This window comes from Sporofaciens sp. SGI.106, from assembly GCF_050314255.1.
Lineage (GTDB): Bacteria > Bacillota > Clostridia > Lachnospirales > Lachnospiraceae > Claveliimonas.
Window position 1 is genome coordinate 21,392 of record NZ_JBNPMZ010000019.1, and the last position, 22,705, is coordinate 44,096.

The window sequence follows — 22,705 nt, forward strand, 5'->3', positions numbered from 1 at the left end:
GTCCTTGAAAATCAAGGACTTTTTTTTATTAATCTCTTATCTCTTCGCTTTTCTATATCCTGCTTTTTGTGCCTCCTCTTCCGATGAGAATATCACCAGGTATTTTGAATCTGCCATATCTTCATATGCTGTCTGTCCCGGGCAGTGATATATTTTTGAATTTGAATTCCCCCGGATTTCACCAACTGATCTTTCCGTACTTTCCGCGCTGTCCGCCAGGCTGCTTTCACCTGTCGTATAATCGATATCGATTCCGGGCTGTACATTATAAATATAGACATTAAAAGAAATTCCTTCTCCGCCGTCTTCTACCGACAAAGCCTCCATCTGCACACCGGACGCCAGAAGATTGTCTCCTTCAAAAACCGGTGTTACTCTGTACAGCACATGGTTATCGGTTTCTTTGATGTAATCGGCCACCATATTTTCAAAAGGGAGCATTCCCTCTACATTCATATATCTGGTTCCGGTGATCAGATTCTCCTCGTTTGCGTTTTCCGCAGTGAGCTGGTATCCGATCAGATGGCAACGATTATAAAGATACTTTCCATCTACATTATCATATTTTACCGTATGCCATCCCGTAGGCTTTACCTGACCGATAGAGCCTCTCTTTTCTGTCGGCATCAGATCCTGACCAATGTTCGCAACAGCCGTACCGCATCGGCCAAGGTCATCTAACTCACTGTATTCTTCAAATGATTCCTCTGTTATGTCCTCTTTTGAAAAATCCGGTAGGTTATCCTGAATTACAACATAAGGCTCTCCTCTGTATTCCGGTATTTCTTCCACAGAAATGGCCTCACTTCTGCTGAAACTGCTAATCTTGCTGTTATTCTGCAGGCTTGATACGGAACAGCCCGTAACCGTCAGAATCATTGCTGTAATACAGCTCAATATACACAGGTAACGTTTCATATTCTTCATCACTATTTCCTCACGTAAATTTCTTTCGTTATTTTTTCATGTGAATTTCCCGAAAACTCATCTTTCTCAGATAATTTCCATCCGGTTAAGTCTATCGGAAAGAATTGATCTGCCGGGTATTTTCGGTTCCAACGGTAAAGAATTATTTTTTCCAGCATCTCTTCTTTCACACTTTCCGGATTTTCTATAAAAACATACTGCCCTCTCAGATCAGAAGAGAAAAAATCTTTCATGATTTTGATATTGTCCGGATCATGATCCTTAAATAAAACAGAAGAATATTCCTGTATATATATTTTTTGCTTCTCACACATGTCTATGATATTTTTACAAACTGCTTTATCCTGACTTACCCGGCGATGATTAAACAACATTCCCATTCTGTCTTCAACGCATGCAATCAAATACATTTTATCCACTTCCTTTTTCCGTCAACTCATCCCAACCTGATTATAACATTTTCTCATCATCCTTGCACTTCCTTTCTCGCCGCGTTACAATAACATCAAAAGTACCTAATAGAGAAAAATAATTCCAGGGCTCTCGGTATCGCCTGGAATCGAAAGGAGTAATATGCAGCTTTATCTGGAAAACGAAAATTTAAAAGTCACTATAAATTATTTCGGTGCAGAACTTTCCAGCATTCAGAAGAAATCCACCGGAACAGAATATCTCTGGAATGCTGACCCCGCTTACTGGAATCGCACATCACCGGTATTATTCCCGATCGTGGGAAGTCTGAAGGGAAAGGAGTTCCAATATGGAGGAAGCACATATCCCATGGGGCAGCACGGTTTTGCCCGTGATATGGAGTTTTCTCTTCTAAGTGCAACGGAAACAGAATGCTGGCTCGAGCTGTCTTCTAATGAAGAAACGCTTGCGAAATATCCATTTGCTTTTCGTCTGGAAATCGGCTACCGGCTGGAAGATCAGAAACTGACTGTAATTTGGCGGGTAATTAACGAAGATGAGAAGACCATACATTTTTCTATTGGCGGACATCCTGCATTTATGTGTCCGTTAGATCAGCAGGGGCAGCAGACCGATTATTTCATCTCTTTTGACACGAAAGAACCAATTACATACGGATTGCTAAATACAGATGGATTACTGGCTACAGAAGAAACACTGACAACCGAGGATGGCTTCCTCACTATTACCGCTGATCTTTTCGACCGGGATGCGCTGATTATTGAGCATGATCAGGCAAAACGTGTAAGTCTCTGTACACCGGACAAAGTTCCTTATCTGACCGTCACTTTTGACTCTCCTCTATTCGGAGTCTGGTCACCGGCAGGCAAACATGCTCCTTTTATCTGCATCGAGCCCTGGTACGGACGCTGTGACCGTTTTGACTTTAATGGAACTCTTGCAGAACGGGAATATAGCAACACCCTGAATCCACAGGAAGTATTTGAAAGAAGCTATCAAATTGAGATAGGCTAAAGCTTTACTCCGCCCGGGATGGAAAATAATATCCATCCCAGGCAGACTGCATATAAGCAAATCTTGTAATCATTCTTTACACTGCTGTTTATACAACTGGTTGACTCCGGTTGCAGCCAGACCATTTGCCATTCCGACGGCTACTGCATTCAACAGATTTTCCGCCGGGAAATCCGGCATTGTATATAATCCTACGACTCCCAGTATTCCACCGGACACTGCCATAATAATCGGAATCCATTTATCCTGAATTCTGCTTGATGCTTTACATCCAAGTCCCACAACATAACAGATTGCCACTATGGAGACCACTGTTCCCAAAGTACCGATATCCATATCATCAAAACCTTCTCTTTTTTCCAGTATATGAGGAGCCACTTATTTTAAACACACCGGGTCTTCCCGATAATTTCGCAGAAAAAAACTGCTGCTCTACAGAACAACAGTTTCTTCATCTTTGCTTTTCCTTTTGTCCGTTTGTACTATATTGGAAGCTCCAGATAAATATCTTTTCCTTCCTTGATGGAGATTACAACTTTTCCGTTTGCAACCTTCACAACCGCGCCTTCCACATTCACTGCTACTGCCGGTGCCTCCGGTGATGTCTCAGCTTCTTCTGCCGGTGCTGATTCTTCTTCAACGCCATCTTTGTATCCCTCTACATTATCCGGTGTCAGAGGGCATAGGGAATCACTTGTTTTTGTTAATTTTGCGCCGAGAATCTGTCCGATTTTCAGACATCCGTCAAGATTCAGAAGTCCGGAATCTACCAGTTCATCAAAGATTACCAATCGTTTTTCCGCATATTTTTTATAGATATTCTCTATAGATCTTCTATATAACAGGGAATTTCCGCATCTTCGATAACCTGCAAAATTCTGACCGCATAGCTGCCTTTTATTTTATTAAAATTCTGAATGACAATCTCAACGTCTTCCATTTCGGTCAGACAATCATATAAAGCATCCAGATTTTCTCCATAATATTCTGGAAGATGCAGCTGTTTTCTCAGATATTTATGCGCCTCTTCTTCTGTCTGCATACATTCCGCATCTAAAACATATTCCATTCCCCTCATTCCTCCCCGTACAAAAGTTCAAAGGTTTCATAATGATCTTCCGTATAATAAATCAATCCATCATTGGAATAGACAATTCGTTTGGCACCTCTGTATTTCCCATCTGAGTCAATATCACATTCATAATATTTTCGGTCGGAAGCCTGCGGAAGGCTGCCCTCATAATTTCCAAAATAGTCTCCGCCAATGCTCTTTCCCGGCGCAACTTCACCAAGATTTCCTGACTGACTGACCCAACCCAGCTTTTTTGCCTCTTTTTTCGTAATAAAATTATCCGGCAAATGTCCATAGATATGCAGATATGCTGCAACCTCATCCTTAGAGGTATATTCGCCTGCTTCCTCTACCGATATTCCTGCATCTTCTGCCAATTCACCTGATTCTTCCACTAACTCCACAGATTCTTCTGACGAAACCGCAGAATTCCCCGACGACTCCACAGAACTACATCCTGTAAGCATACAAAGAAGGAGAACCAGCAATACCAGCATTTGCTTTATAAATTTTTTCATACTATTCTTCTTTCCCTTTTTCTTTCTGAAGTTCTTCTTCCTCTTCCACTTGTTTCAGGAAATCTGCATCCTGGTTTTTCAGTCTCGGAATAAGCCGGTTCGCAAATTTTCCCTCGCCACGATTTTTAATGTAGAAGAATCCGATAATCGAGAAAACAACGGCACCGACAAAGTTCACCATCAAATCCTTCATGGTATCAATAAGACCGATATCCAGATATCCTCCAAGTCCAAGTGATTGGCCATTCACCACAACATCATTAATATCACCTACAATCGTAGGCGTATTGCCTCCTGTCGGATCCAGCATTACGGATGAAATTGTATGTACCACTGTATCTTTCTGCATATCCAGCAAAAAGAACTGATCCATGCTAAATTCAAAGAATTCCCAAATTACTCCTATGGTCATGGAAAAACAAAATGCCACGATTGCTACAAAAACAGGGGATAATTTAAAGGAAAATCTCTCATTTCGGTTCAAAATATCAACCAGTGAAAATCCTATTGCCGCCATCAGAAATCCATTTATGGTGTGCAGCATAGTATCCCATGCCGGAATTTTGATATAATATGCCTGAATTTCTCCTAATATTTCCGCAGCAAATATAAACAAAAGCAATATAATTTCCAGTCCGGTAGGTAATTCTATTTTAAAATTCACCTGAATAAAACTCGGAACAATCAAAAGCAGCAGAGTCAGTATACACAGAAATACATTTTCGAAATTCCTGTTAAATATCTGCAGAATCATCACGAGGATTACCAGCGCACGAAGAATAACATATACCATAAATGAACTTTTGTGTTCTCGAAGCTCCATCTCCAGTGCCTTCGACATCATTTTAAATTTCTTTTTCAATTCAATTCCTCCTAATTCAAAAAGGCTTCTACAATAACGCCTTCTGCTTCTTCTTCTGTCATTCCAAGGGTACGAAGCTTAATCAGCTGTTCGTCGTTAATCCTTCCGATTGCCGCCTCATGAACAATGGCAGCATCCAGATGTCTTGCGTTAATTTCCGGAATAGAGCATACCTCTGCATGATCCATGATAATAGAATCACACTGAACATGGGCGTGACATTTTGCATTCCCCACTGCCTTCGGATGGAATACCTGTCTGGAATTTCCTTTTGCAACAGATCGGGACACAATCTGTGCCGAGCTTCCATCCCCATTCATCTGTACTTCCATATTGGACTCTGCCACCTGGTTATCATGGGTCATCAGTTTCTCTACTACGTATAATTTCGCATTGGTTCCCAGCTCCACATCCGTCTCACGCACAGTGGAGTCCACACCCTTGATCTGTGCAGTATCCAGTGTAAATACTGCATCTTCTTCCAAAATAATCTTTGTCACTGGATTCAGCACTCTGGCACCACTGCCGTTACCTTCCCCATAGTGTTTCTCCTCATAACGGACGTTCGCACCCTTTCCCACATGGAAAGTGTGGATACCATCGTGTCGGCTTTCATTACATCCGCTGTTATGGATACCGCAGCCTGCCACGATCACTACCTCTGCGCCTTCTGCCACAAAGAAATCATTGTATACCACATCCGTCATACCGGAAGCATCCACTACCACCGGAATATGAACCTGCTCTCCCTTTGTGGAACCATCGATATACACGTCGATTCCCGGCTTATCCTCTTTCTTTTTAATCTTGATATGTTCACTGTCACCGTGACACAAAGCAATACCATTGTGCCGCAGATTAAATGCTCCTTCCTGTTTAAATCCACTCTCATCTATCTGCTTTAATATTTTCTCTGTAATTCTATCTAATAATGCCATACTTCTTCTCCTTCCCTTCCCATGGTATTCTTCCGCATACTAGCAGCCTTCCCTGCAGCAGCAACCCGGTTGATTCCCAAGCAGAGTCGGAAGAATCTCTTCTTTCTCTCCGATTGCTCCGATTTTACCGTCTTCAATTACCATAATGCGATCCGCCATCTGAATAATCCGTTCCTGATGAGAAATAAGAATCAGCATTTCTTCCTTTCTCTTATGAATCTCCTCAAACTGATTCACCAGCATAGAGAAACTCCAGAGGTCAATCCCGGCCTCCGGTTCGTCAAAAATACATAATTTGTGCGGCTTGGCAAGTACTGTAGCAATTTCCAGACGCTTCATCTCACCGCCGGACAGGGTTCCGTCCACCTCACGTTTCAGATACTCTTTGGCACAAATACCCACTCCACTGAGCATCCTGCACACTTCGCTTTCCGGCAAAGGCTTTCCTGCTGCCAGAGAAAGAAACTTCTCTACAGTCATTCCCTTAAACCGCGGCGGCTGCTGAAATGCATACCCGATTCCCGCATTGGCGCGATGATCAATATCATAATTTGTAATATCCTCACCATCCAGAATAATCTGTCCTGAATCAGCCTGTTCAATTCCCATCAGCACCTTGGCCAGAGAGGATTTTCCTCCACCGTTCGGACCGGTAATTACCAGCATCTCTCCACTGTTTACTGTGAAACTGATATCCTTTACAATACTTCTCTTTACTCCATTTTCTTCGACCTTAAAAGTCAGATTCTTCACTTCCAGCATTTTAATTATCCTCTCCTTCTACACTGTCACAGGCAAGCACCTTATATGATTTGCCCTCCAGTGTTTTCCATGTAAATTTCCCATTCTCCAGCATCATGTAGCTGTGGTCGCTCTCTTCCTTTGGAATCGCAACGGATCCTGGATTAATATATATTCTTCCATCAAACATCTTACTCATCGGAACATGGGTATGCCCATGAAGCAGGATATCCCCTTCCTTCATCATTGGCGGATTTTCCATGTTAAAATGATGTCCGTGCGTGGCAAAAATCATTCTTCCCTTTTCATACAGAATACAGTACTCCGCCAAAATCGGGAATTCCAGTACCATCTGATCTACTTCCGTATCACAGTTGCCCCGCACACAGAGAATTTCTTCTTTCATCTCATTCAGCATGGCAATCACCGCCTTGGGATCATATTCCTTCGGCAGATCATTTCTGGGTCCATGGTACAGAATATCTCCCAAAAGTAACAGTTTGTCCGGTTTTTCCACTCTATATTGTTCCAACAGTTTCCGACAGTAATATGCACTGCCGTGTATGTCGGATGCGATCATTATCTTCATCTCATTCCTCCTCATTCATATACGCTCCTCACCCGTCCCGGGACGCGAGTTCTAACTGATAGTATAGCTTAGTATTTCGACAAAAACAAGTTTTGAATTTTGTCCAAAATGGACAATGCATTTTCCGAAATAAAGAGATATACTAGGATAAAGATGTACCAGGAAATATCAGAAAGGGGAAAACACCATGAACGAAGTATTAAATAACATTTATACAAGAAGAAGTATCCGGAAATTCACAGATCAGGCTGTTCCAAAGGATTTAATTGATGAGGTTGTAAAAGCTGGAACATACGCTCCGAGCGGAAAGAATATGCAGACATATCGTTTCTTTGTTATGCAGAATGCAGATTCCATTCTGAAGCTTCAGGAAGTAGTAGGAAAAGGAATGGAAAATCCGGCATATACATTCTACGGAACAAAAGCCATTGTAATTGTAGCTGTAGATAAAGAAGCCGTAAATGGTGTAGAGGATGGCTCCTGTGCACTTGAGAACATGATGCTTGCTGCTCATTCTCTTGGTCTTGGAAGCTGCTGGATCAACCAGTTAAAATATTGTGGAGATAAGCCGGAAGTTTCCGCTTATCTTGATGAGATCGGACTTCCGGAAGGACGTCGTGTTGTAGGTATTCTGGCACTTGGATATGCCGCTGAAGAGGGAACCTGCCACGCACGCCAGGAAGGTCTTGTAACATATCTGGATTAATTTGCTATTAAGGATTTTGTCAATCATACCTAAACTAATAAAAGAAAAGGGAAACGGCGTTTCTGAAGCTGAGTCAGGAACGCCGTTTTCTAATTTTTCATTTTTTCTATTGACAACGCTTTTTCACTGCATTATAATAAAGCAAAACAAAGAACCGATGAGCAAGAGTAGTAACCCTGACAGCGTATTACCAGAGAGTCGCGAATGGTGGAACCGCGATAATATTAGTCAAGGCGAATGGACTTGTGAGGGCAAACCGAAATCAGTATTCTCTGACGTAGGGGCGACGGCTTCCGACCGTTATCCTGGAACATGTATGACAGTACATGGCTGAGTGCATTCTGAAACAGAATGAACATAGGTGGCACCGCAGGTATATTCCCTGTCCTATATAACATATAGGGCAGGTTTTTTATTTTGCAAAAAATCTTTGTCACTAAAACGTAAAGTCAGCAAAGCTGACTGCTATACTACAGCCCGTACTAAACTCTAATTTTTGAAAGGAAGGTAAAAAGCTATGACAGACAACAAAAAAATCCCTTACAAAATCTATCTGGAAGAAAATGAGATGCCAAAACAATGGTATAATGTACGGGCCGATATGAAGAATAAACCGGCACCGCTTCTCAACCCAGGCACCCTTGAGCCCATGACTGCCGAAGAACTGGGACATGTATTCTGTGATGAGCTGGTAAAACAGGAACTGGATGATACAACAGCTTATTTTGATATCCCGCAGGAAATTCAGGATTTTTATAAAATGTATCGTCCATCACCGTTGGTTCGCGCATACTGCCTGGAAGAAGCGCTGGGAACACCGGCAAAGATTTATTATAAATTTGAAGGAAATAACACATCCGGAAGCCATAAATTAAACTCAGCCATCGCCCAGGCCTATTATGCGAAAAAGCAGGGGCTGAAAGGTGTTACTACTGAGACCGGAGCCGGCCAGTGGGGAACAGCACTTTCCATGGCATGTGCATACCTTGGTCTGGACTGTAAGGTATATATGGTAAAATGTTCCTATGAACAGAAGCCGTTCCGTCGTGAAGTAATGCGTACCTACGGCGCAGATGTTACTCCATCCCCATCCGAAACAACAAATGTAGGCCGCAAGATCCTTGCAGAGCATCCTGGAACCACCGGAAGCCTTGGCTGTGCCATTTCCGAAGCCGTAGAGGCTGCTACTACCCGCGAAGGTTACCGCTATGTACTGGGATCCGTACTCGCACAGGTACTCCTTCACCAGTCTGTAATCGGTCTGGAAACCAAAGCCGCTCTTGACAAGTATGGAATCGAACCAGATATTATTATCGGATGTGCCGGCGGCGGATCCAACCTTGGCGGACTCATTTCCCCATTTATGGGTGAGAAATTAAGAGGTGAAAAGGACTACCGCATCATTGCCGTAGAACCGGCAAGCTGCCCAAGTCTTACCCGCGGAAAATACGCATATGACTTCTGTGATACCGGAATGGTATGCCCTCTTGCAAAAATGTATACCCTGGGAAGCGGATTCATTCCTTCTCCAAACCACGCCGGAGGACTTCGCTACCACGGCATGAGCTCCATTCTTTCACAGTTATACGATGACAAATTAATGGAAGCTGTATCCGTTGAGCAGACAGCCGTATTTGAGGCTGCTACGAAATTTGCCCGCATCGAAGGAATCCTTCCTGCACCGGAAAGCAGTCATGCTATAAAGGTTGCTATGGATGAGGCTCTGAAATGCAAAGAAACCGGTGAAGAGAAGACGATTGTCTTTGGCCTTACCGGAACCGGATATTTTGATATGGTCGCATACGAAAAATTCAATGATGGTAAAATGGAAGATTATATCCCGACAGATGAAGATCTGGCCGTTGGATTTGCCGGACTTCCAAAAGTAGATAAATAGAATAAAATAAATCTGCAAAAAGGCCCACATCCCTGATTTTCAAAGATTGTGGGCCTTTTTAAATGCGGATGACAGGACTTGAACCTGCACGTCGTAGACACTAGATCCTAAGTCTAGCGCGTCTGCCAATTCCGCCACATCCGCAGATATGGAACTTAACGTTCCCTTTAAAACAAAAATAGCGCAACCCCTCAAACTCAAGAGTCTACACTCTTTCACAAAAGTGAGTGTATCTCTGAGATATAAACGAGACATGTTGATTCTATTATACCGAGCGAGAATTGTCAATAGTTATATGAGAAATACATCATTGCAGACCGGCATGTATTCAGATTGATATTTTGTTAAAATATCCGCAATCTTACTCCTTTCTGTGTGCAACATAGCACATTACAGATGATTCCCCGGCAGTTTAACTATCGTAAGAGTATCGAACAAAAGGTATAAAAAAACACTCACTCCAAAGAATGGGTGGCTAATAATCATTATATACAGAAGCAGGAAGACATTTGGTGGGTGTGCCCATTCCCACATTTCTTTTGACCCATAGGGTGTGTAGCAGCACATTCTCTACTTCAAATATCTCCCTGTTCATTGTATGCTTATTATACATCATCTATTCATTTTTGTAAAGCAACTCGTTTTTCTCAATCATTTTTCTAAGATTTCGTTCTCTAATCCTGTAAAATGTCATTACTGAATTTTTCAACCCTTCTTTATCCATATCAAGCGCCACACGTACCACCACATTCAGGTTCGTATCTGGTAATTGTTTTACCATGAATACTGTTCCTTCATGTTTTTCATCATTAATAATGTAATCCGGTTTTTCCACACTGATTTTACCATATTCCCAAAATAATTGGTAATCCTGCGGATGTCTTTCTTGAATATGCGCTAATCTTTCGTTTGTAACAATTATTTCAGCCGTTTGTAGTTTTCCGAATTTGCTTTTTAGTATATCAGTATTAATTGAACCTAACAATGTAATCTCTGACATGGCTTTATCCTTTTGTTTATTAATTGGTTCAATTTTATCAGAGCTGTTCGATTTTGTATAGATATTTATAAAAGAAACCTGTTTTTCAACAACTCTTACTCACCTTCAAGCAAATTCTGAAGTCTACCATTTCAGCAGTAGATGCAGCGGTAAATTTCTGAGAAAAAAATGAGACATTGAGACGCGAATGAGACATTTACAAAGTTTCATAATGAGCTACAATAGGATACTTCAAAAAATCAAAAAAATAGCGCAAACCCTTGTATTTCCTAGGTTTCCGCCTCTTTTATCTAGTGAGCGTGCGGGGATTCGAACCCCGGACAACTTGATTAAAAGTCAAGTGCTCTACCGACTGAGCTACACGCCCGTATTAAACTGGGCTAGTTGGATTCGAACCAACGAATGCAGGAGTCAAAGTCCTGTGCCTTACCGCTTGGCGATAGCCCATTAGAAATTAGAGGGTGGGTAGTGGGACTCGAACCCACGATATCCGGAACCACAATCCGACGCGCTAACCAACTGCACCATACCCACCATATTCTATCAAGTCCATCCACCGGGCTAAGCATTATGCCAAGGCCATAGGACTGACCCGTTCACCAAGTCTGTTCCTTCCAGCATATCATCTGTTCAACCAGCCTTACAGGAAGCCACGCAACATCAGTGTACGTGTCAACGAGCCTGGGGGGATTCGAACCCTCGACCTACGGCTTAGAAGGCCGTTGCTCTATCCAGCTGAGCTACAGACTCATTCTCTCAAAGCACCAAGGCTTTAAGAAAGCGGGTGATGGGAATCGAACCCACGTATCTAGCTTGGAAGGCTAGTGTTCTACCATTGAACTACACCCGCATAAGTATCGGGGTGACAGGATTCGAACCTGCGACCTCCTGGTCCCAAACCAGGCGCTCTAGCCAAGCTGAGCCACACCCCGATATTTTATTTTTTTCTTATCACTTCTCCGTGACACAATAGTTATTATATATTAGGGTTCCTGGTTTGTCAACAAGTTTTTTTATTTTTTTTAATATTTTTTCAATCCGCCTTTTTCCCTTATAAATAGCAGATTTCATACTTTACATTCTCTTTTTCATCAATATCCATACGGATGTAACTGGGACGCCTCCCCGGCTGTCTGGGGTATGCGATGCTGCCCGGATTCAGCGTCACCAGATCCGTTTCCTCTGTCAATGACGGAATATGGGTATGACCATACATAACCACATCCGCTCCCCTTCCTCTTGCCGCTGCCTTCAGTCTGTCTTCTCCCAGCCCCACACAATATCCATGCCCATGTGTTATAAAGATGTGCAGGTCTCCGATAAAGAACTCTTCCTCTCGCGGAAGATCCGAAAAGAAATCATTATTACCGCTGATAATATGTTTTGGGCAATCTACCAGTGCTTCTATATAATCTTCCCGTCCCTCCACATCTCCCAGATGGATCATCATATCAACAGGTCCCTCAGCCTCTATGGCCTGTTCCAGATTCCTGTGGGATTTATGTGTATCACTTACAATTAATACTCTCATACAATCTGTTTCCCGCTCTTTCCTACGCTTTTTCCTTACCGTGCTTTTTTTCTTCAATAATTACCCTTATCTTTCTCAGCCCCTCTCCCCGATGACTCAACTCATTCTTTTTTTCAGGAGACAATTGTGCGCTGGTACATCCATACTCCGGAAGAAAGAAAATCGGATCATAACCGAAACCATTTTCCCCGGCAATCTCATAGCCGATCCTTCCTTCCATGGTACCGCGTACCACTTCTTTTGTTCCATCCGGAAATGCCGCCGCGATCGCACACACAAACCTTGCCGTACGTTCCTCATCAGGAACTCCCGCAAGACGATTAATCAGATTCTGATTCTTGATATCATAAGAGGTATCTTCTCCCATGTAACGCGCCGAATAAATTCCCGGCTCCTTATTCAGATAATCGATTTCCAGGCCGGAATCATCCGCCAGAACAATCGCATCTTTATATTCCGGCATCTGCGCAGCCACTGCTGCGATTCCAGCTGCTTTGATTATTGCATTTTCTTCAAAAGTCTTTCCATCTTCCACAATATCTGCCTGAATTCCCGCTTCCTTCTGTGAAAGTATTTCCATCCCCAGATCCTTTAAGATCATGCGGATTTCTATCATTTTATGTTCATTTCCTGTCGCAAATATTATTTTGTCCATCTTCTTACTCCTCCCTGGGTCTTCTGGGCGGTTTAGGCCCCTGAAACTGATAGAAATATGTTTTAAGCATACCATTATATATCTTACGGTTTTTATCCGCTTTTCGGCCAAAATAACGCTCTGCATCCTCATAACTCGTTATCATATAGGCAGACCATGAATCCAGCCTTCCAAAGCTTTCTCCAAACGCTTTATACAGTGCCGGAAGATCTTTTTTATCTTCAAGACGCTCCCCGTAAGGAGGATTGGTAATGATAAAGCCATATTTCTTCGGATGCCTGAGATCTTTTACGTCCCTTTCCTGAAAATGAATCAGATGATCCACCCCGGCTTCTCTCGCATTTCTTCTGGCGATTTTTATCACATCGCCATCCAGGTCATAGCCCTGTATATCGGTCTCTATATCGTCACAAATCAGGTCATTAGCCTCATCAATGGCCTCATACCAGCCTTTTTTAGGCACAAGGTCTGTCCACTCTTCCGCCATAAATGAACGGTTCATTCCCGGAGCAATATTCGCTGCCATCATTGCCGCCTCTATCGGAAATGTTCCGCTTCCGCAGAACGGATCCACCAGTATCCGGTCTTTTTTCCACGGCGTCAGAAGAATCAATGCCGCAGCCAGCGTTTCCGTAATCGGAGCCTTGCCGGACACTTCCCGGTATCCTCTTTTATGTAAAGATATGCCGGATGTATCAATTCCTACTGTTACTATATCTTTCATCAAAAAAACTCTCACCGGGTAGGAAGCACCGTCCTCAGGAAACCATTCCACACGATATTTTTCCTGCAGACGCTTCACCATTGCTTTTTTCATAATAGACTGAATATCCGACGGACTGAACAATTTACTCTTCACAGATGCCGCTTTCGCCACCCAGAACTTCCCGTTTTTCGGAATATACTTTTCCCACGGGATTGCCCTTGTCTTTTCAAATAGTTCCTCAAAAGATACTGCTTTAAACTGTCCAGCCTTCAGAAGCACTCTCTCTGCCGTACGCAGAAAAATATTCGCCCTGCATACCGCATTTATATCTCCATAGAAGGAAACCCTTCCATCCTCAACAGCAGATATCTCATATCCCAGATCCTGTATCTCTCTTTTCAAAACTGCCTCCAGTCCAAAATGGCAGGGGGCAATAAATTCCAGTTTTTCCATGCTATTCTCCAAATAAATATTTTCTTTTTCATCTTACTTTCTTCTCCTGTACTTTGTCAACGCAAGTATGCAAGATTTCAAAGAAAATAGACATACTGTTTTCCTTTCCTTCACATTTTTTATAAAAAGCAAAGAAGACATGCTCCATCCCGCATGTCTTCCCCGCACATTTCTTCAGCTACAATCTGCAATGATCCTATTATTAGTAGTTATCACTATAATTTCCATAATTAGATGCATTTTTATTAGATGCATTCCTGTTGGATGAATTCTTATTGGATGCGTTTCTGTTAGATGCATTCTGACTTGTTGTATTCTTGTTTGATGCGTTTCTGTTGGACGCGTTATGATTTGATGTGTTTCTGTCAGACGCATTCTGACCTGATGCATTTTTGTTTGATGAACTATAATTGTTTGCCATTGTTCTTTCCTCCTAATCAATTTGATTACAGTTTTATTCTGTCCGTATTTTTATTTTTTATGTATGCATTTTTTCTATCTTCAAAATCCGGATGGCAACATTTTTCATTGACTGCCGCTCCTGTTCATGTATATAATTTAATCGTTGAAAACATCATTATTTTACAAGAGAAAAGAGGTCCTTTATATGAATTGTCCTATTTGCGGAAATGAACTTCGTCCAGGAAAAAAAGATCCTTCTTATGGATTATGCGATAATTGCAGAAAAAAATTTAAACTTCCCGAAGCATCTTCAAAGTCAGATGTTACAACTGCCAGCGAACCTGAAGAAGAGCCTGTTCAAAGCTCTGATAAACCTCTAAAAAAGAGTAGTCAAGGCTCTGACAAGCCGAAAAAGAAGAGTAGTTCAGACTCTGACAAGCCGAAAAAGAAAAAAAGTCAAAGATCTGACAAGCCTGTAAAAAGCAAAGCAAAAACTCAGACAGATTATTTTCCTGACGAAATGGATATGGATACTCCCAAAAAGGGGGGATGTCTGAAATTTATTATTATCGGGATTATCATTCTTTTACTAGGAGCAGCCGGACTCTTCTTCGGAAAAGATATCATTAAAGAGAAGTTCTTTAAAATTGAAATTTCTGCTGATGCAAAGAATGATAAAAAAGGAAGTGAAGGCTCTGCTTCTGCCGATAATGACAAGAATCACTATTCTCTCGGCGACACGGCAGAAATAGGCGATCTTCAGGTTACATTTAAAAACACCTCAACCTCAACCGGAAATGAAACCATTATTCCCGGTGATAGAAAAACATTCCTGATTTGTGAATTAGAGATTACAAATAATTCAGATGAAGAAATCAGTATCAGTTCTCAAATGGATATCGAAGCGTATTGTGACGATTATTTAGTATCTGAAGATTTATCCGGGCTCTCTCTTCCGGAGGCTGAGGGAAAAAATGAATTCAACGGCTCCGTTACTCCGGGTGCTTCTCTGGATGGCATCTTAATTTATCAGGTGCCGGAGAACTTTTCAACTTTTGAATTAATGATTGCCCCGGATTTCTGGTCCGGAGAGGCAGTAAAATTTTTCATTCAGAAATAATCTTAAGAAATATACAGTTTATTTATTATAATTTTAAGATTTTTTTAATTTTTATCTTGCTTTTTAGATTACCTTATATTATACTAAGTCTTGTAGAAAATATTTTCTACAACCCCTTATTAATTATTTATACTCCCCTCAAAAGACCGATGGCTCCCCCATCGGTCTTTTTCACGTATAAACAAAAAGTTCCGCCCGCGCAATCTTCACGCGCGAGCGGCCTGCGAAGCAGTATTTTCATCAGCGCCGTCCCCGGCCACCAATCAAACGTATTACCAGAATTACAACCAGGATCGGAAGAATAAGCGGTGCAAGCAAGCTGAATATACCTCCTATCACAGCTCCTACAACCATGAGAACTCCAAGAATCCCCAGTACCAGCAAAAGCTTCTTCCACCACGTATCAAATCCAAATGAATACACACGTCCGCCGGTTCTGCCATATGCAGAATTGCTTCCATACTCCTCCTGTTTTCTGTACCCATCGTACTCATTCACGCTTTCGTAAGTCTCCGCAGTACTCTCCTGCATATCAATGATTGATCTTGCGATCACCCACGGATCGCCCAGCTCATTCATTATATCCTCTTCCGTTCTTCCTTTCGCTAATTCACCTGATATATAAGACCGGTAATATGCCATCTGCTCCTGAACACTTCGGGCATCCAGGTCTGAAGCTAACGCCTCCTGCAATCCGGAAAGAAATTCCATCTGTGTCATACACACATCCTCCTTGCAATATTCTGAGTCTTTTCTGATCATTTTATAATCCAGAGATTAAAAAACCTTGTACTTATGATAGCACATTCATATAGTGCTTCCAAGTACAAGGTTCTTAATATTTTCTGATATATTTCTAAATTTTCCAAACAGAATTATGTATATTTATACCTCAAACATAAGATCTCCATAGGATGGCATTGGCCATGCTTCCTTATCCACGATCATCTCAAGTTTATCTACCGGTGTACGAAGTGCATCCATTGCTGTAAATACTGTATCGTGGTAGAATACAGCCTGTTCCTGACCCTCTTCCATTGCTCCGGCTTCTGCTGTTACTGCCTCCAATGCTTTCAGTGCTTTCTTTGTTTCTACCAGAAGTCCTGAAATCTCTGTCAGAAGCTCTGCCTGAACGGATACGTCTGCTCCTGCTGCCTTCACTGAATTGATGGTATCTGCCAGTTCCTTTGTATATTTGATAATTGCCGGAACAATCTGTTTGCTTGCCATATCGATCATTGTCTTTGCTTCGATATTGATAGCTTTTGCATAAATCTCATACTTAATCTCAGCACGGGACTCCAGCTCAGCCTTTGTAAATACATGGAATTTCTCAAACAGATTCACTGCTTTGTCTGTAGTAAGCGCCGGAATTGCGTCTACCATGGACTTAATGTTTGGAAGTCCGCGTCTCTCAGCCTCTTCCACCCATGCATCAGAATATCCATTTCCATTGAAGATGATGCGCTGATGCTCTGTTGCATACTGTTTGATCAGATCATGCACTGCTTTATCAAAGTCTTCTGCATTTTCCAGAATATCGCATGCCTCTGCAAATGCTTCTGCTACGATTGTGTTCAGCACTACGTTCGGAGCTGCTACAGAATCGCGTGAGCCAACCATACGGAATTCGAATTTATTTCCGGTAAATGCAAATGGTGATGTTCTGTTTCTATCGGTAGCGTCTTTTGCAAGATCAGGCAGTGTACTAACACCTGTCTCAAGCTTTCCGCCTTTCAGGCTGTGTGTTGCCTCACCGGTTGTAATCAACTGCTCGATTACATCCTCAAGCTGTTCTCCAAGGAAGATAGAGATAATTGCCGGAGGTGCCTCATTTGCTCCAAGTCTGTGGTCATTTCCCGGATCTGCTGCAGATTCACGAAGCAGATCTGCATGTGTATCTACTGCTTTTAAAATACAGGTCAATACTAACAGGAACTGAACATTCTCATGAGGAGTCTTTCCAGGATCCAGAAGATTCTTGCCGTCATCGGTTGTAATAGACCAGTTGTTGTGCTTACCGGAACCATTTACCCCTGCAAACGGTTTCTCGTGAAGCAGACACTTCATTCCATGCTGGCATGCAACTCTCTTTAATGTCTGCATAATCAGCTGATTGTGATCTACTGCAATATTACAAGGTGCGTAAATCGGAGCCAGCTCATGCTGTGCCGGTGCAACTTCATTGTGCTGTGTCTTTGCAGAAACACCAACCTTCCACAATTCTTCGTTTACATCTTTCATGAATCCTGCGATTCTCTGACGAATGGTTCCGAAATAATGATCATCCATCTCCTGTCCTTTTGGCGGCATTGCACCAAAAAGTGTACGTCCGGTATAGATCAGGTCTTTTCTCTGAAGGAACTTCTCTGCATCCACCAGGAAATATTCCTGCTCAGGTCCAACAGAAGGTGTAACCTTTTTAGATGTTGTGTTTCCAAATAAGCGAAGCAGTCTCAGAGACTGTTCATTGATTGCTTCCATAGAACGAAGAAGCGGTGTTTTCTGGTCAAGCGCCTCTCCTTTATAAGAACAGAATGCAGTCGGAATACAAAGCGTTGCGCCTGCCGCATCTTTTCTTACAAATGCCGGTGATGTACAATCCCAGGCTGTATATCCTCTTGCCTCAAATGTTGCACGAAGACCTCCTGACGGGAAAGAAGAAGCATCCGGCTCTCCTTTGATCAATTCTTTACCCGAAAAGCTCATCAGAACCTTTCCATTGTCCATTGGTGCTGAGATGAAGGAGTCATGTTTTTCAGCGGTAACACCCGTAAGAGGCTGGAACCAGTGAGTGTAATGAGTTGCGCCTTTCTCGATTGCCCATTCTTTCATCTCATGTGCAATTACATCAGCTGTGGCAAGGTCTAACTCCTTACCTTCCTCAATCATCTTCTTCAAATCTTTGTAGACTTTCTTTGGCAGACGTTCCTGCATCACTGTGTCATTGAATACATCTTCGCCAAAAATGTCTGCTACATTAAATACTTCACTCATGTTTTCCATTTCCTTTCTTTTTCATTAAGACAAGAAATAAGAAAAAGGCACCCCAACTCCTGCTGGAACGCCTTTGTTCTCCTTTTCGTCTGCTAGTATACCTCATCCGGTCGAAAAAGGCAAGTAAAATTTTTCAATTCGTTTTTATGCCTGTCCTACAGATCCGAATAATTCCATTTTTTCTTTAACCTTTGCGATGATTGCTTCATATCCAGGTTTCAGTAATTTACGCGGATCGTATCCTTTTCCTTCCAGATCCTTACCAGCTTCCACATATTTGCGGGTAGCATCTGCAAATACTAACTGACACTCTGTGTTAACATTGATTTTTGCAACACCAAGGTCAATAGCTTTTCTAACCATTTCATCCGGAATTCCTGTACCTCCGTGAAGTACTAACGGAAGATCTCCTGTCAGTTTCTGGATTGCATCCAGAGTTTCAAAGCTGAGTCCTGCCCAGTTCTCAGGATATTTTCCATGAATGTTTCCGATACCTGCTGCCAGCATATCAACGCCGAGATCAGCAATCATCTTACACTCTTCCGGATCTGCACACTCGCCCTGTCCGATTACTCCGTCTTCTTCTCCGCCGATTGCTCCTACTTCAGCTTCCAGAGACATTCCTTTTTCTGCGCAGATTGCAGCCAGCTCTTTAGTCTTTGCTACATTCTCTTCGATTGGATATTTGGATCCATCAAACATAATAGATGTAAATCCAGCTTCGATACATTTCTTACATCCTTCGTAGCTGCCATGATCAAGATGTGTAGCAACCGGAACAGTAATTCCCAGTTCTTCTACCATAGCCTCTACCATAGCTTCAACAGTCTTGAAACCACACATGTATTTTCCTGCTCCTTCGGATACACCCAGGATAACCGGGGACTTTGCCTCCTCAGCTGCAGTTAAAATTGCCTTTGTCCACTCCAGGTTGTTAATGTTGAACTGTCCTACTGCGTAGTGTCCTGCTACTGCTTTCTGAAGCATTTCTTTTGCTGATACTAACATATCTTTTCTCCTCCAATTCCTTCTGTTATATCTAAAGCTCTCAATCACTCGTCTTGAAAAGCCTCATTTGTTTCATTATATCTCATGTAACAAAAAAACACAAGGATAAAGGATTTTTAGCCAACAAAAAACCTGCCCCTTTTCTATTTTGGGCGCAAAAAAACGCCGAAATCCTTTACTATAAAGGAATTCGGCGACTTGGTTAAGTGACTCCGCGGGGAATCGAACCCCGGATTCCAGCGTGAGAGGCTAGCGTCTTGACCGCTTGACCACGGAGCCATATCCTGTTGAGCTGTTCGGTTTTATCAACCGCTCATCTCGTACTTGCTTAGTATAGCAGACAACGCCATAATAAGCAAGTACTTTTTTCATTTTTTTGAATTTTTTTATTTATTTGAAAAATATACCCATATATCCCTGAACAAAGATAATAAGAACGATCAAAGGCAGTATAAATGTCAGATAGAAACGGATTCCTTTTCCGGAAGGAAATTTCATTCCTTCCCCCGTATTTGCTTCCCTGAGGAAATTATCCCATCCCCATCCATATCTTGTCACACAGAATAATAAATACACCATAGAACCAAGTGGAAGGATGTTATTACTTACCAGGAAATCCTCAATATCCATAATATTCTTTCCTCCGATCGTGAAGGAAGACCAGTCGGTCAGACCCAGCACGCACGGAATACTCAGTACAATAAGTACCACTCCATTTATCAGAACAGATTTCCAAAGCGGCCAGTTCCACAGATCTCTGGCATACTGAATAATATTCTGGAACACCGCAATAATCGTTGACAGCGCAGCAAAAGTCATAAACAGGAAAAACAGGCTGCCCCAGATTCTTCCGCCGACCATTTCCCGAAATACATTCGGAAGTGTAACAAACACAAGTCCAGGACCCTCTCCCGGGTTGATATCAAAAGCAAAGCAGGCAGGAAAAATAATGAGTCCCGCCACGACAGCCACAAAAGTATCCAGTACCGTAATACTCACAGCCTCTCCCGCAAGGCTCCTCTCTTTCCCAATATAGCTTCCGAATATTGCGATAGAGCCTGCACCCACGCTCAAAGTAAAGAAAGCCTGTCCCATCGCCGCAAATATCGCTTCCTTTACTCCAGCCTCGCGCATCTTCTCAAAGCTCGGGAACAGATAGAACTTTAGTCCTTCTGCAGCATTTTCAAGGCTCACTGAACGCACCACCAGGACCAGCATCAACACAAGAAGGCTGGTCATCATTATCTTTGTAATGAATTCCACGCCATTCTGAAGTCCGACCGAGCAGACTGCAAGAGCAATTACAGAAATCAGTATCATCCAGAACAACATCTCATTCCGATTAGATGTCAGAGTACTAAAAATATTCTCTATCTGTTTTGCATCCGCACCTTCAAACACTCCGACCGACATTTTGTAAAAATATGCCAGCATCCATCCTCCAATGGTTGTATAGAACATCATCAGAAGATAATTTCCTGCCATAGAAAAATACCGGAATACATGCCACTTACTCCCTTCCGGTTCTAATGCATTAAAAGACATAGCCGAACTCTTCTGACTCCCACGCCCTACTGCCAGTTCCATCACTACGATCGGCAGTCCCAAAACCACCAAAAAGAACAGATACATCAGCACGAAGGCTCCGCCGCCATATTTACCTGTTATATATGGAAATCTCCACACATTCCCCAATCCAATTGCACACCCCGCCGAAATCAGGATAAATCCCAGACGCGAGGAAAACTTTTCTCTTTTCTCCATCTCTACTTCTTACCTTTTCATCTTTTTTATTCCTGTTTTTCTTTCTCCAAATCCTCGATTCCCGGCAGTTCTTCAGGCTCTGCATCTGCCGACAGATCCTTCACATGCTGAGGCTGAATCATAATTTCAAGCTGTTTCTGAAGATTCTCAATCTCTACATAGTCATGTTCCCCGCCAAACTCCCCATCCAGCGTCCAGGGTATTTCTTCAAGAGACTCGAACGTAATATGCCCGGTTCTGAAAGAATACATATACTTCGTATCCACCTGTTCAATAAGGAGGGCCGCTATAACCTCCTGTAAAGCAATCGGGTTCTTCGGCGTCTTAATCAGGGTCACCTCAAATACACCATCATCAAACTGCACATTTTTTCCAATCATATTGCGGAAACCGGCCACGGACCTGGAATTGGTCACCATACCAAAAACAAATTCATCCTCTATCGTTTCTCCGTCATGAGTCACTTTAATTCGATAAGACGGAATATTAAACAGACGTTTGGTTCCTTCCAGCACATATGCCAGATGCCCCAAAACATTCTTTACTTCCTGCTCTGTCTGATAGGAAACATCCGTAAAAAGTCCAAATGCTGCAATATACACGAAGATTCCTTCATTAAATCTCCCCACATCACAGGGAAACGCAACCCCATTAACCGCATTATCCGCTGCCGCCAGAAGATTCTTGGGAATATGAAGACTATTCGCAAAATCGTTGGTGGTGCCGGTAGGAATATATCCTACGGGTATTCTCTGTTTTCGCGCCATCATCCCCGTTACTACTTCGTCAATCGTTCCGTCTCCTCCGCTGCACACTACCAGATCATATTCCTCCGTAAAATTCTTCACTTTACGATAAGCGTCCCGATAAGACTGGGTGGGATACACTACCACCTCAAATCCCGCCTTGACAAAAATATCAATAATATCTGACAACTTTGGTTTTAACAGTTCCTTTCCCGCATGAGGGTTGTAAATAAATAATAATCTTCTCACAGACTTACCTCCTTAATATAAAGCTCAAATCTTTCTCAAATCTTCCACCTCATATAAAGCAACATATTTCAAAAGAGGGCATCCATCATGCCCTCTTTTCATTCCACATATGTATTATTTCGCACCCATCAGGAATTTCTCCACACCGCAGATGGCCTTTTCTTCATCTGAGCCTTCTGCTACGACAGTGAGTTCCTCTCCGTTTCCAAGGTTCAGACTCATCATTCCCATAATGCTCTTTGCATTGATTTTTTTGTTCTCCACCTCAATGTAAACCTGACTGGAATACTGATTAGCTTCCTGAACCAACAATGCAATCGGTCTTGCATCCAGACCCTCGTCAAACCGGATAGTAATAGGTTTTTTAATCATAATTTC

At 42.4% G+C, this 22,705-nt stretch carries 25 protein-coding genes, 8 tRNA genes and 1 other annotated feature; of the genes, 4 read left to right on the forward strand and 29 right to left on the reverse strand.

All coding sequences use genetic code 11. The features are described 5' to 3' along the window. Window positions 1-36: 36 nt before the first annotated feature. The gene (locus tag ACQRCC_RS12370; protein ID WP_427851090.1) at window positions 37-927 is read right to left on the reverse strand and encodes a DNA/RNA non-specific endonuclease; all 891 of its coding nucleotides are present in this window, start codon (window positions 925-927) and stop codon (window positions 37-39) included. A gap of 2 nt (window positions 928-929) precedes the next feature. Continuing rightward, a complete protein-coding gene (locus tag ACQRCC_RS12375) occupies window positions 930-1,337 on the reverse strand; it encodes a ribonuclease Z (RefSeq protein ID WP_427851091.1) in 408 nt (135 codons plus the stop codon). Between the two features lie 163 nt (window positions 1,338-1,500). Here ACQRCC_RS12375 and ACQRCC_RS12380 point away from each other — a divergent pair, with 163 nt between their 5' ends. Beyond that, window positions 1,501-2,373 carry an aldose 1-epimerase family protein gene (locus ACQRCC_RS12380; RefSeq protein ID WP_427851092.1) on the forward strand — a complete coding sequence of 291 codons (873 nt, stop codon included), beginning with the start codon at window positions 1,501-1,503 and terminating at the stop codon, window positions 2,371-2,373. Window positions 2,374-2,442: 69 nt separating this feature from the next. Here the strand turns inward: ACQRCC_RS12380 and ACQRCC_RS12385 are convergent, their stop codons facing one another. From ACQRCC_RS12385 to yfcE, 8 genes are all read right to left on the reverse strand, one after another. Continuing rightward, the gene (locus tag ACQRCC_RS12385) at window positions 2,443-2,709 is read right to left on the reverse strand and encodes a phage holin family protein (protein WP_427851093.1); all 267 of its coding nucleotides are present in this window, start codon (window positions 2,707-2,709) and stop codon (window positions 2,443-2,445) included. Between the two features lie 146 nt (window positions 2,710-2,855). Then, complete coding sequence (locus ACQRCC_RS12390) at window positions 2,856-3,164, reverse strand: sugar transporter (protein WP_427851094.1); 309 nt, start codon at window positions 3,162-3,164, stop codon at window positions 2,856-2,858. A 32-nt stretch (window positions 3,165-3,196) separates the two neighbouring features. Then, window positions 3,197-3,442: a barstar family protein gene (locus ACQRCC_RS12395; protein WP_427851095.1), complete on the reverse strand. Its 246-nt coding sequence runs from the start codon at window positions 3,440-3,442 to the stop codon at window positions 3,197-3,199. Window positions 3,443-3,447: 5 nt separating this feature from the next. Continuing rightward, window positions 3,448-3,963 (reverse strand): ribonuclease domain-containing protein, encoded by a 516-nt coding sequence (locus ACQRCC_RS12400; protein ID WP_427851096.1) that lies wholly within the window; start codon window positions 3,961-3,963, stop codon window positions 3,448-3,450. 1 nt (window position 3,964) lies between these two features. Further along, on the reverse strand, window positions 3,965-4,825 hold the full coding sequence (locus ACQRCC_RS12405; protein ID WP_427851097.1) for a hypothetical protein: 861 nt from the start codon (window positions 4,823-4,825) through the stop codon (window positions 3,965-3,967). A gap of 11 nt (window positions 4,826-4,836) precedes the next feature. Beyond that, the gene (locus ACQRCC_RS12410) at window positions 4,837-5,763 is read right to left on the reverse strand and encodes a SufB/SufD family protein (protein ID WP_427851098.1); all 927 of its coding nucleotides are present in this window, start codon (window positions 5,761-5,763) and stop codon (window positions 4,837-4,839) included. Between the two features lie 39 nt (window positions 5,764-5,802). Continuing rightward, a complete protein-coding gene (locus ACQRCC_RS12415) occupies window positions 5,803-6,525 on the reverse strand; it encodes an ABC transporter ATP-binding protein (RefSeq protein WP_427851099.1) in 723 nt (240 codons plus the stop codon). A 1-nt stretch (window position 6,526) separates the two neighbouring features. Then, window positions 6,527-7,093: a phosphodiesterase gene (yfcE, locus tag ACQRCC_RS12420; RefSeq protein WP_427851100.1), complete on the reverse strand. Its 567-nt coding sequence runs from the start codon at window positions 7,091-7,093 to the stop codon at window positions 6,527-6,529. A gap of 187 nt (window positions 7,094-7,280) precedes the next feature. Here yfcE and ACQRCC_RS12425 point away from each other — a divergent pair, with 187 nt between their 5' ends. Next, entirely contained in the window at window positions 7,281-7,799 is a 519-nt protein-coding gene (locus ACQRCC_RS12425) for a nitroreductase (protein WP_427851101.1), read from the forward strand. 148 nt (window positions 7,800-7,947) lie between these two features. Next, window positions 7,948-8,192 (forward strand) — a binding site (T-box leader). A 124-nt stretch (window positions 8,193-8,316) separates the two neighbouring features. Continuing rightward, on the forward strand, window positions 8,317-9,696 hold the full coding sequence (locus tag ACQRCC_RS12430; protein ID WP_427851102.1) for a TrpB-like pyridoxal phosphate-dependent enzyme: 1,380 nt from the start codon (window positions 8,317-8,319) through the stop codon (window positions 9,694-9,696). Window positions 9,697-9,759: 63 nt separating this feature from the next. On the opposite strand, the gene ACQRCC_RS12435 is transcribed toward ACQRCC_RS12430, so the two are convergent. The 12 genes from ACQRCC_RS12435 to ACQRCC_RS12490 all read right to left on the reverse strand — a co-directional run bounded on the left by ACQRCC_RS12435 (window position 9,760) and on the right by ACQRCC_RS12490 (window position 14,462). Continuing rightward, a tRNA-Leu gene (locus tag ACQRCC_RS12435) sits at window positions 9,760-9,840 on the reverse strand. A 472-nt stretch (window positions 9,841-10,312) separates the two neighbouring features. Beyond that, window positions 10,313-10,696 (reverse strand): PBECR2 nuclease fold domain-containing protein, encoded by a 384-nt coding sequence (locus tag ACQRCC_RS12440; RefSeq protein ID WP_427851103.1) that lies wholly within the window; start codon window positions 10,694-10,696, stop codon window positions 10,313-10,315. A 294-nt stretch (window positions 10,697-10,990) separates the two neighbouring features. Beyond that, a tRNA-Lys gene (locus ACQRCC_RS12445) sits at window positions 10,991-11,063 on the reverse strand. 8 nt (window positions 11,064-11,071) lie between these two features. Then, window positions 11,072-11,143: transfer RNA gene (locus tag ACQRCC_RS12450), tRNA-Gln, on the reverse strand. Window positions 11,144-11,156: 13 nt separating this feature from the next. After that, window positions 11,157-11,230 (reverse strand) — tRNA-His (locus ACQRCC_RS12455). Window positions 11,231-11,372: 142 nt separating this feature from the next. Beyond that, window positions 11,373-11,446 (reverse strand) — tRNA-Arg (locus ACQRCC_RS12460). A gap of 29 nt (window positions 11,447-11,475) precedes the next feature. Continuing rightward, window positions 11,476-11,546 (reverse strand) — tRNA-Gly (locus ACQRCC_RS12465). A 7-nt stretch (window positions 11,547-11,553) separates the two neighbouring features. Further along, a tRNA-Pro gene (locus tag ACQRCC_RS12470) sits at window positions 11,554-11,628 on the reverse strand. 119 nt (window positions 11,629-11,747) lie between these two features. Continuing rightward, window positions 11,748-12,227 carry a metallophosphoesterase gene (locus ACQRCC_RS12475; protein WP_427851104.1) on the reverse strand — a complete coding sequence of 160 codons (480 nt, stop codon included), beginning with the start codon at window positions 12,225-12,227 and terminating at the stop codon, window positions 11,748-11,750. Window positions 12,228-12,249: 22 nt separating this feature from the next. Further along, the gene (gene rdgB / locus ACQRCC_RS12480) at window positions 12,250-12,882 is read right to left on the reverse strand and encodes an RdgB/HAM1 family non-canonical purine NTP pyrophosphatase (RefSeq protein WP_427851105.1); all 633 of its coding nucleotides are present in this window, start codon (window positions 12,880-12,882) and stop codon (window positions 12,250-12,252) included. Window positions 12,883-12,886: 4 nt separating this feature from the next. Beyond that, window positions 12,887-14,041: a THUMP domain-containing class I SAM-dependent RNA methyltransferase gene (locus ACQRCC_RS12485; protein WP_427851106.1), complete on the reverse strand. Its 1,155-nt coding sequence runs from the start codon at window positions 14,039-14,041 to the stop codon at window positions 12,887-12,889. 202 nt (window positions 14,042-14,243) lie between these two features. Next, window positions 14,244-14,462 (reverse strand): hypothetical protein, encoded by a 219-nt coding sequence (locus ACQRCC_RS12490; RefSeq protein WP_427851107.1) that lies wholly within the window; start codon window positions 14,460-14,462, stop codon window positions 14,244-14,246. Window positions 14,463-14,606: 144 nt separating this feature from the next. Between ACQRCC_RS12490 and ACQRCC_RS12495 the strand changes: the two genes are divergently transcribed. After that, window positions 14,607-15,563, forward strand: coding sequence for a DUF4352 domain-containing protein (locus ACQRCC_RS12495; RefSeq protein WP_427851108.1), 957 nt, complete (start codon window positions 14,607-14,609; stop codon window positions 15,561-15,563). 240 nt (window positions 15,564-15,803) lie between these two features. Here the strand turns inward: ACQRCC_RS12495 and ACQRCC_RS12500 are convergent, their stop codons facing one another. The 7 genes from ACQRCC_RS12500 to ACQRCC_RS12530 form a co-directional block, all read right to left on the reverse strand. Continuing rightward, window positions 15,804-16,283, reverse strand: a complete 480-nt coding sequence (locus ACQRCC_RS12500; protein ID WP_427851109.1) for a DUF1700 domain-containing protein — start codon at window positions 16,281-16,283, stop codon at window positions 15,804-15,806. 165 nt (window positions 16,284-16,448) lie between these two features. Continuing rightward, entirely contained in the window at window positions 16,449-18,560 is a 2,112-nt protein-coding gene (locus tag ACQRCC_RS12505; RefSeq protein ID WP_427851110.1) for a glutamine synthetase III, read from the reverse strand. 144 nt (window positions 18,561-18,704) lie between these two features. Beyond that, window positions 18,705-19,568: a class II fructose-1,6-bisphosphate aldolase gene (gene fba, locus ACQRCC_RS12510; protein WP_427851111.1), complete on the reverse strand. Its 864-nt coding sequence runs from the start codon at window positions 19,566-19,568 to the stop codon at window positions 18,705-18,707. 207 nt (window positions 19,569-19,775) lie between these two features. After that, window positions 19,776-19,847, reverse strand: a tRNA-Glu gene (locus ACQRCC_RS12515). 111 nt (window positions 19,848-19,958) lie between these two features. After that, a complete protein-coding gene (locus ACQRCC_RS12520; RefSeq protein ID WP_427851112.1) occupies window positions 19,959-21,332 on the reverse strand; it encodes a sodium-dependent transporter in 1,374 nt (457 codons plus the stop codon). A gap of 26 nt (window positions 21,333-21,358) precedes the next feature. Beyond that, the gene (locus tag ACQRCC_RS12525; protein WP_427851113.1) at window positions 21,359-22,327 is read right to left on the reverse strand and encodes a diacylglycerol/lipid kinase family protein; all 969 of its coding nucleotides are present in this window, start codon (window positions 22,325-22,327) and stop codon (window positions 21,359-21,361) included. A gap of 114 nt (window positions 22,328-22,441) precedes the next feature. Continuing rightward, the gene (locus tag ACQRCC_RS12530; RefSeq protein WP_427851114.1) at window positions 22,442-22,699 is read right to left on the reverse strand and encodes an HPr family phosphocarrier protein; all 258 of its coding nucleotides are present in this window, start codon (window positions 22,697-22,699) and stop codon (window positions 22,442-22,444) included. Window positions 22,700-22,705: the final 6 nt, after the last annotated feature.

What these genes read in the sequence shown, in the direction of transcription:
- ACQRCC_RS12370 (WP_427851090.1), bottom strand. Translation starts at nt 927, where the DNA reads ATGAAGAATATGAAACGTTACCTGTGTATATTGAGCTGTATTACAGCA.
- ACQRCC_RS12375 (WP_427851091.1), bottom strand. Translation starts at nt 1,337, where the DNA reads ATGTATTTGATTGCATGCGTTGAAGACAGAATGGGAATGTTGTTTAAT.
- ACQRCC_RS12380 (WP_427851092.1), top strand. Translation starts at nt 1,501, where the DNA reads ATGCAGCTTTATCTGGAAAACGAAAATTTAAAAGTCACTATAAATTAT.
- ACQRCC_RS12385 (WP_427851093.1), bottom strand. Translation starts at nt 2,709, where the DNA reads ATGGATATCGGTACTTTGGGAACAGTGGTCTCCATAGTGGCAATCTGT.
- ACQRCC_RS12395 (WP_427851095.1), bottom strand. Translation starts at nt 3,442, where the DNA reads ATGGAATATGTTTTAGATGCGGAATGTATGCAGACAGAAGAAGAGGCG.
- ACQRCC_RS12400 (WP_427851096.1), bottom strand. Translation starts at nt 3,963, where the DNA reads ATGAAAAAATTTATAAAGCAAATGCTGGTATTGCTGGTTCTCCTTCTT.
- ACQRCC_RS12410 (WP_427851098.1), bottom strand. Translation starts at nt 5,763, where the DNA reads ATGGCATTATTAGATAGAATTACAGAGAAAATATTAAAGCAGATAGAT.
- ACQRCC_RS12415 (WP_427851099.1), bottom strand. Translation starts at nt 6,525, where the DNA reads ATGCTGGAAGTGAAGAATCTGACTTTTAAGGTCGAAGAAAATGGAGTA.
- yfcE (WP_427851100.1), bottom strand. Translation starts at nt 7,093, where the DNA reads ATGAAGATAATGATCGCATCCGACATACACGGCAGTGCATATTACTGT.
- ACQRCC_RS12425 (WP_427851101.1), top strand. Translation starts at nt 7,281, where the DNA reads ATGAACGAAGTATTAAATAACATTTATACAAGAAGAAGTATCCGGAAA.
- ACQRCC_RS12430 (WP_427851102.1), top strand. Translation starts at nt 8,317, where the DNA reads ATGACAGACAACAAAAAAATCCCTTACAAAATCTATCTGGAAGAAAAT.
- ACQRCC_RS12440 (WP_427851103.1), bottom strand. Translation starts at nt 10,696, where the DNA reads ATGTCAGAGATTACATTGTTAGGTTCAATTAATACTGATATACTAAAA.
- ACQRCC_RS12475 (WP_427851104.1), bottom strand. Translation starts at nt 12,227, where the DNA reads ATGAGAGTATTAATTGTAAGTGATACACATAAATCCCACAGGAATCTG.
- rdgB (WP_427851105.1), bottom strand. Translation starts at nt 12,882, where the DNA reads ATGGACAAAATAATATTTGCGACAGGAAATGAACATAAAATGATAGAA.
- ACQRCC_RS12485 (WP_427851106.1), bottom strand. Translation starts at nt 14,041, where the DNA reads ATGGAAAAACTGGAATTTATTGCCCCCTGCCATTTTGGACTGGAGGCA.
- ACQRCC_RS12490 (WP_427851107.1), bottom strand. Translation starts at nt 14,462, where the DNA reads ATGGCAAACAATTATAGTTCATCAAACAAAAATGCATCAGGTCAGAAT.
- ACQRCC_RS12500 (WP_427851109.1), bottom strand. Translation starts at nt 16,283, where the DNA reads ATGACACAGATGGAATTTCTTTCCGGATTGCAGGAGGCGTTAGCTTCA.
- ACQRCC_RS12505 (WP_427851110.1), bottom strand. Translation starts at nt 18,560, where the DNA reads ATGAGTGAAGTATTTAATGTAGCAGACATTTTTGGCGAAGATGTATTC.
- fba (WP_427851111.1), bottom strand. Translation starts at nt 19,568, where the DNA reads ATGTTAGTATCAGCAAAAGAAATGCTTCAGAAAGCAGTAGCAGGACAC.
- ACQRCC_RS12520 (WP_427851112.1), bottom strand. Translation starts at nt 21,332, where the DNA reads ATGGAGAAAAGAGAAAAGTTTTCCTCGCGTCTGGGATTTATCCTGATT.
- ACQRCC_RS12530 (WP_427851114.1), bottom strand. Translation starts at nt 22,699, where the DNA reads ATGATTAAAAAACCTATTACTATCCGGTTTGACGAGGGTCTGGATGCA.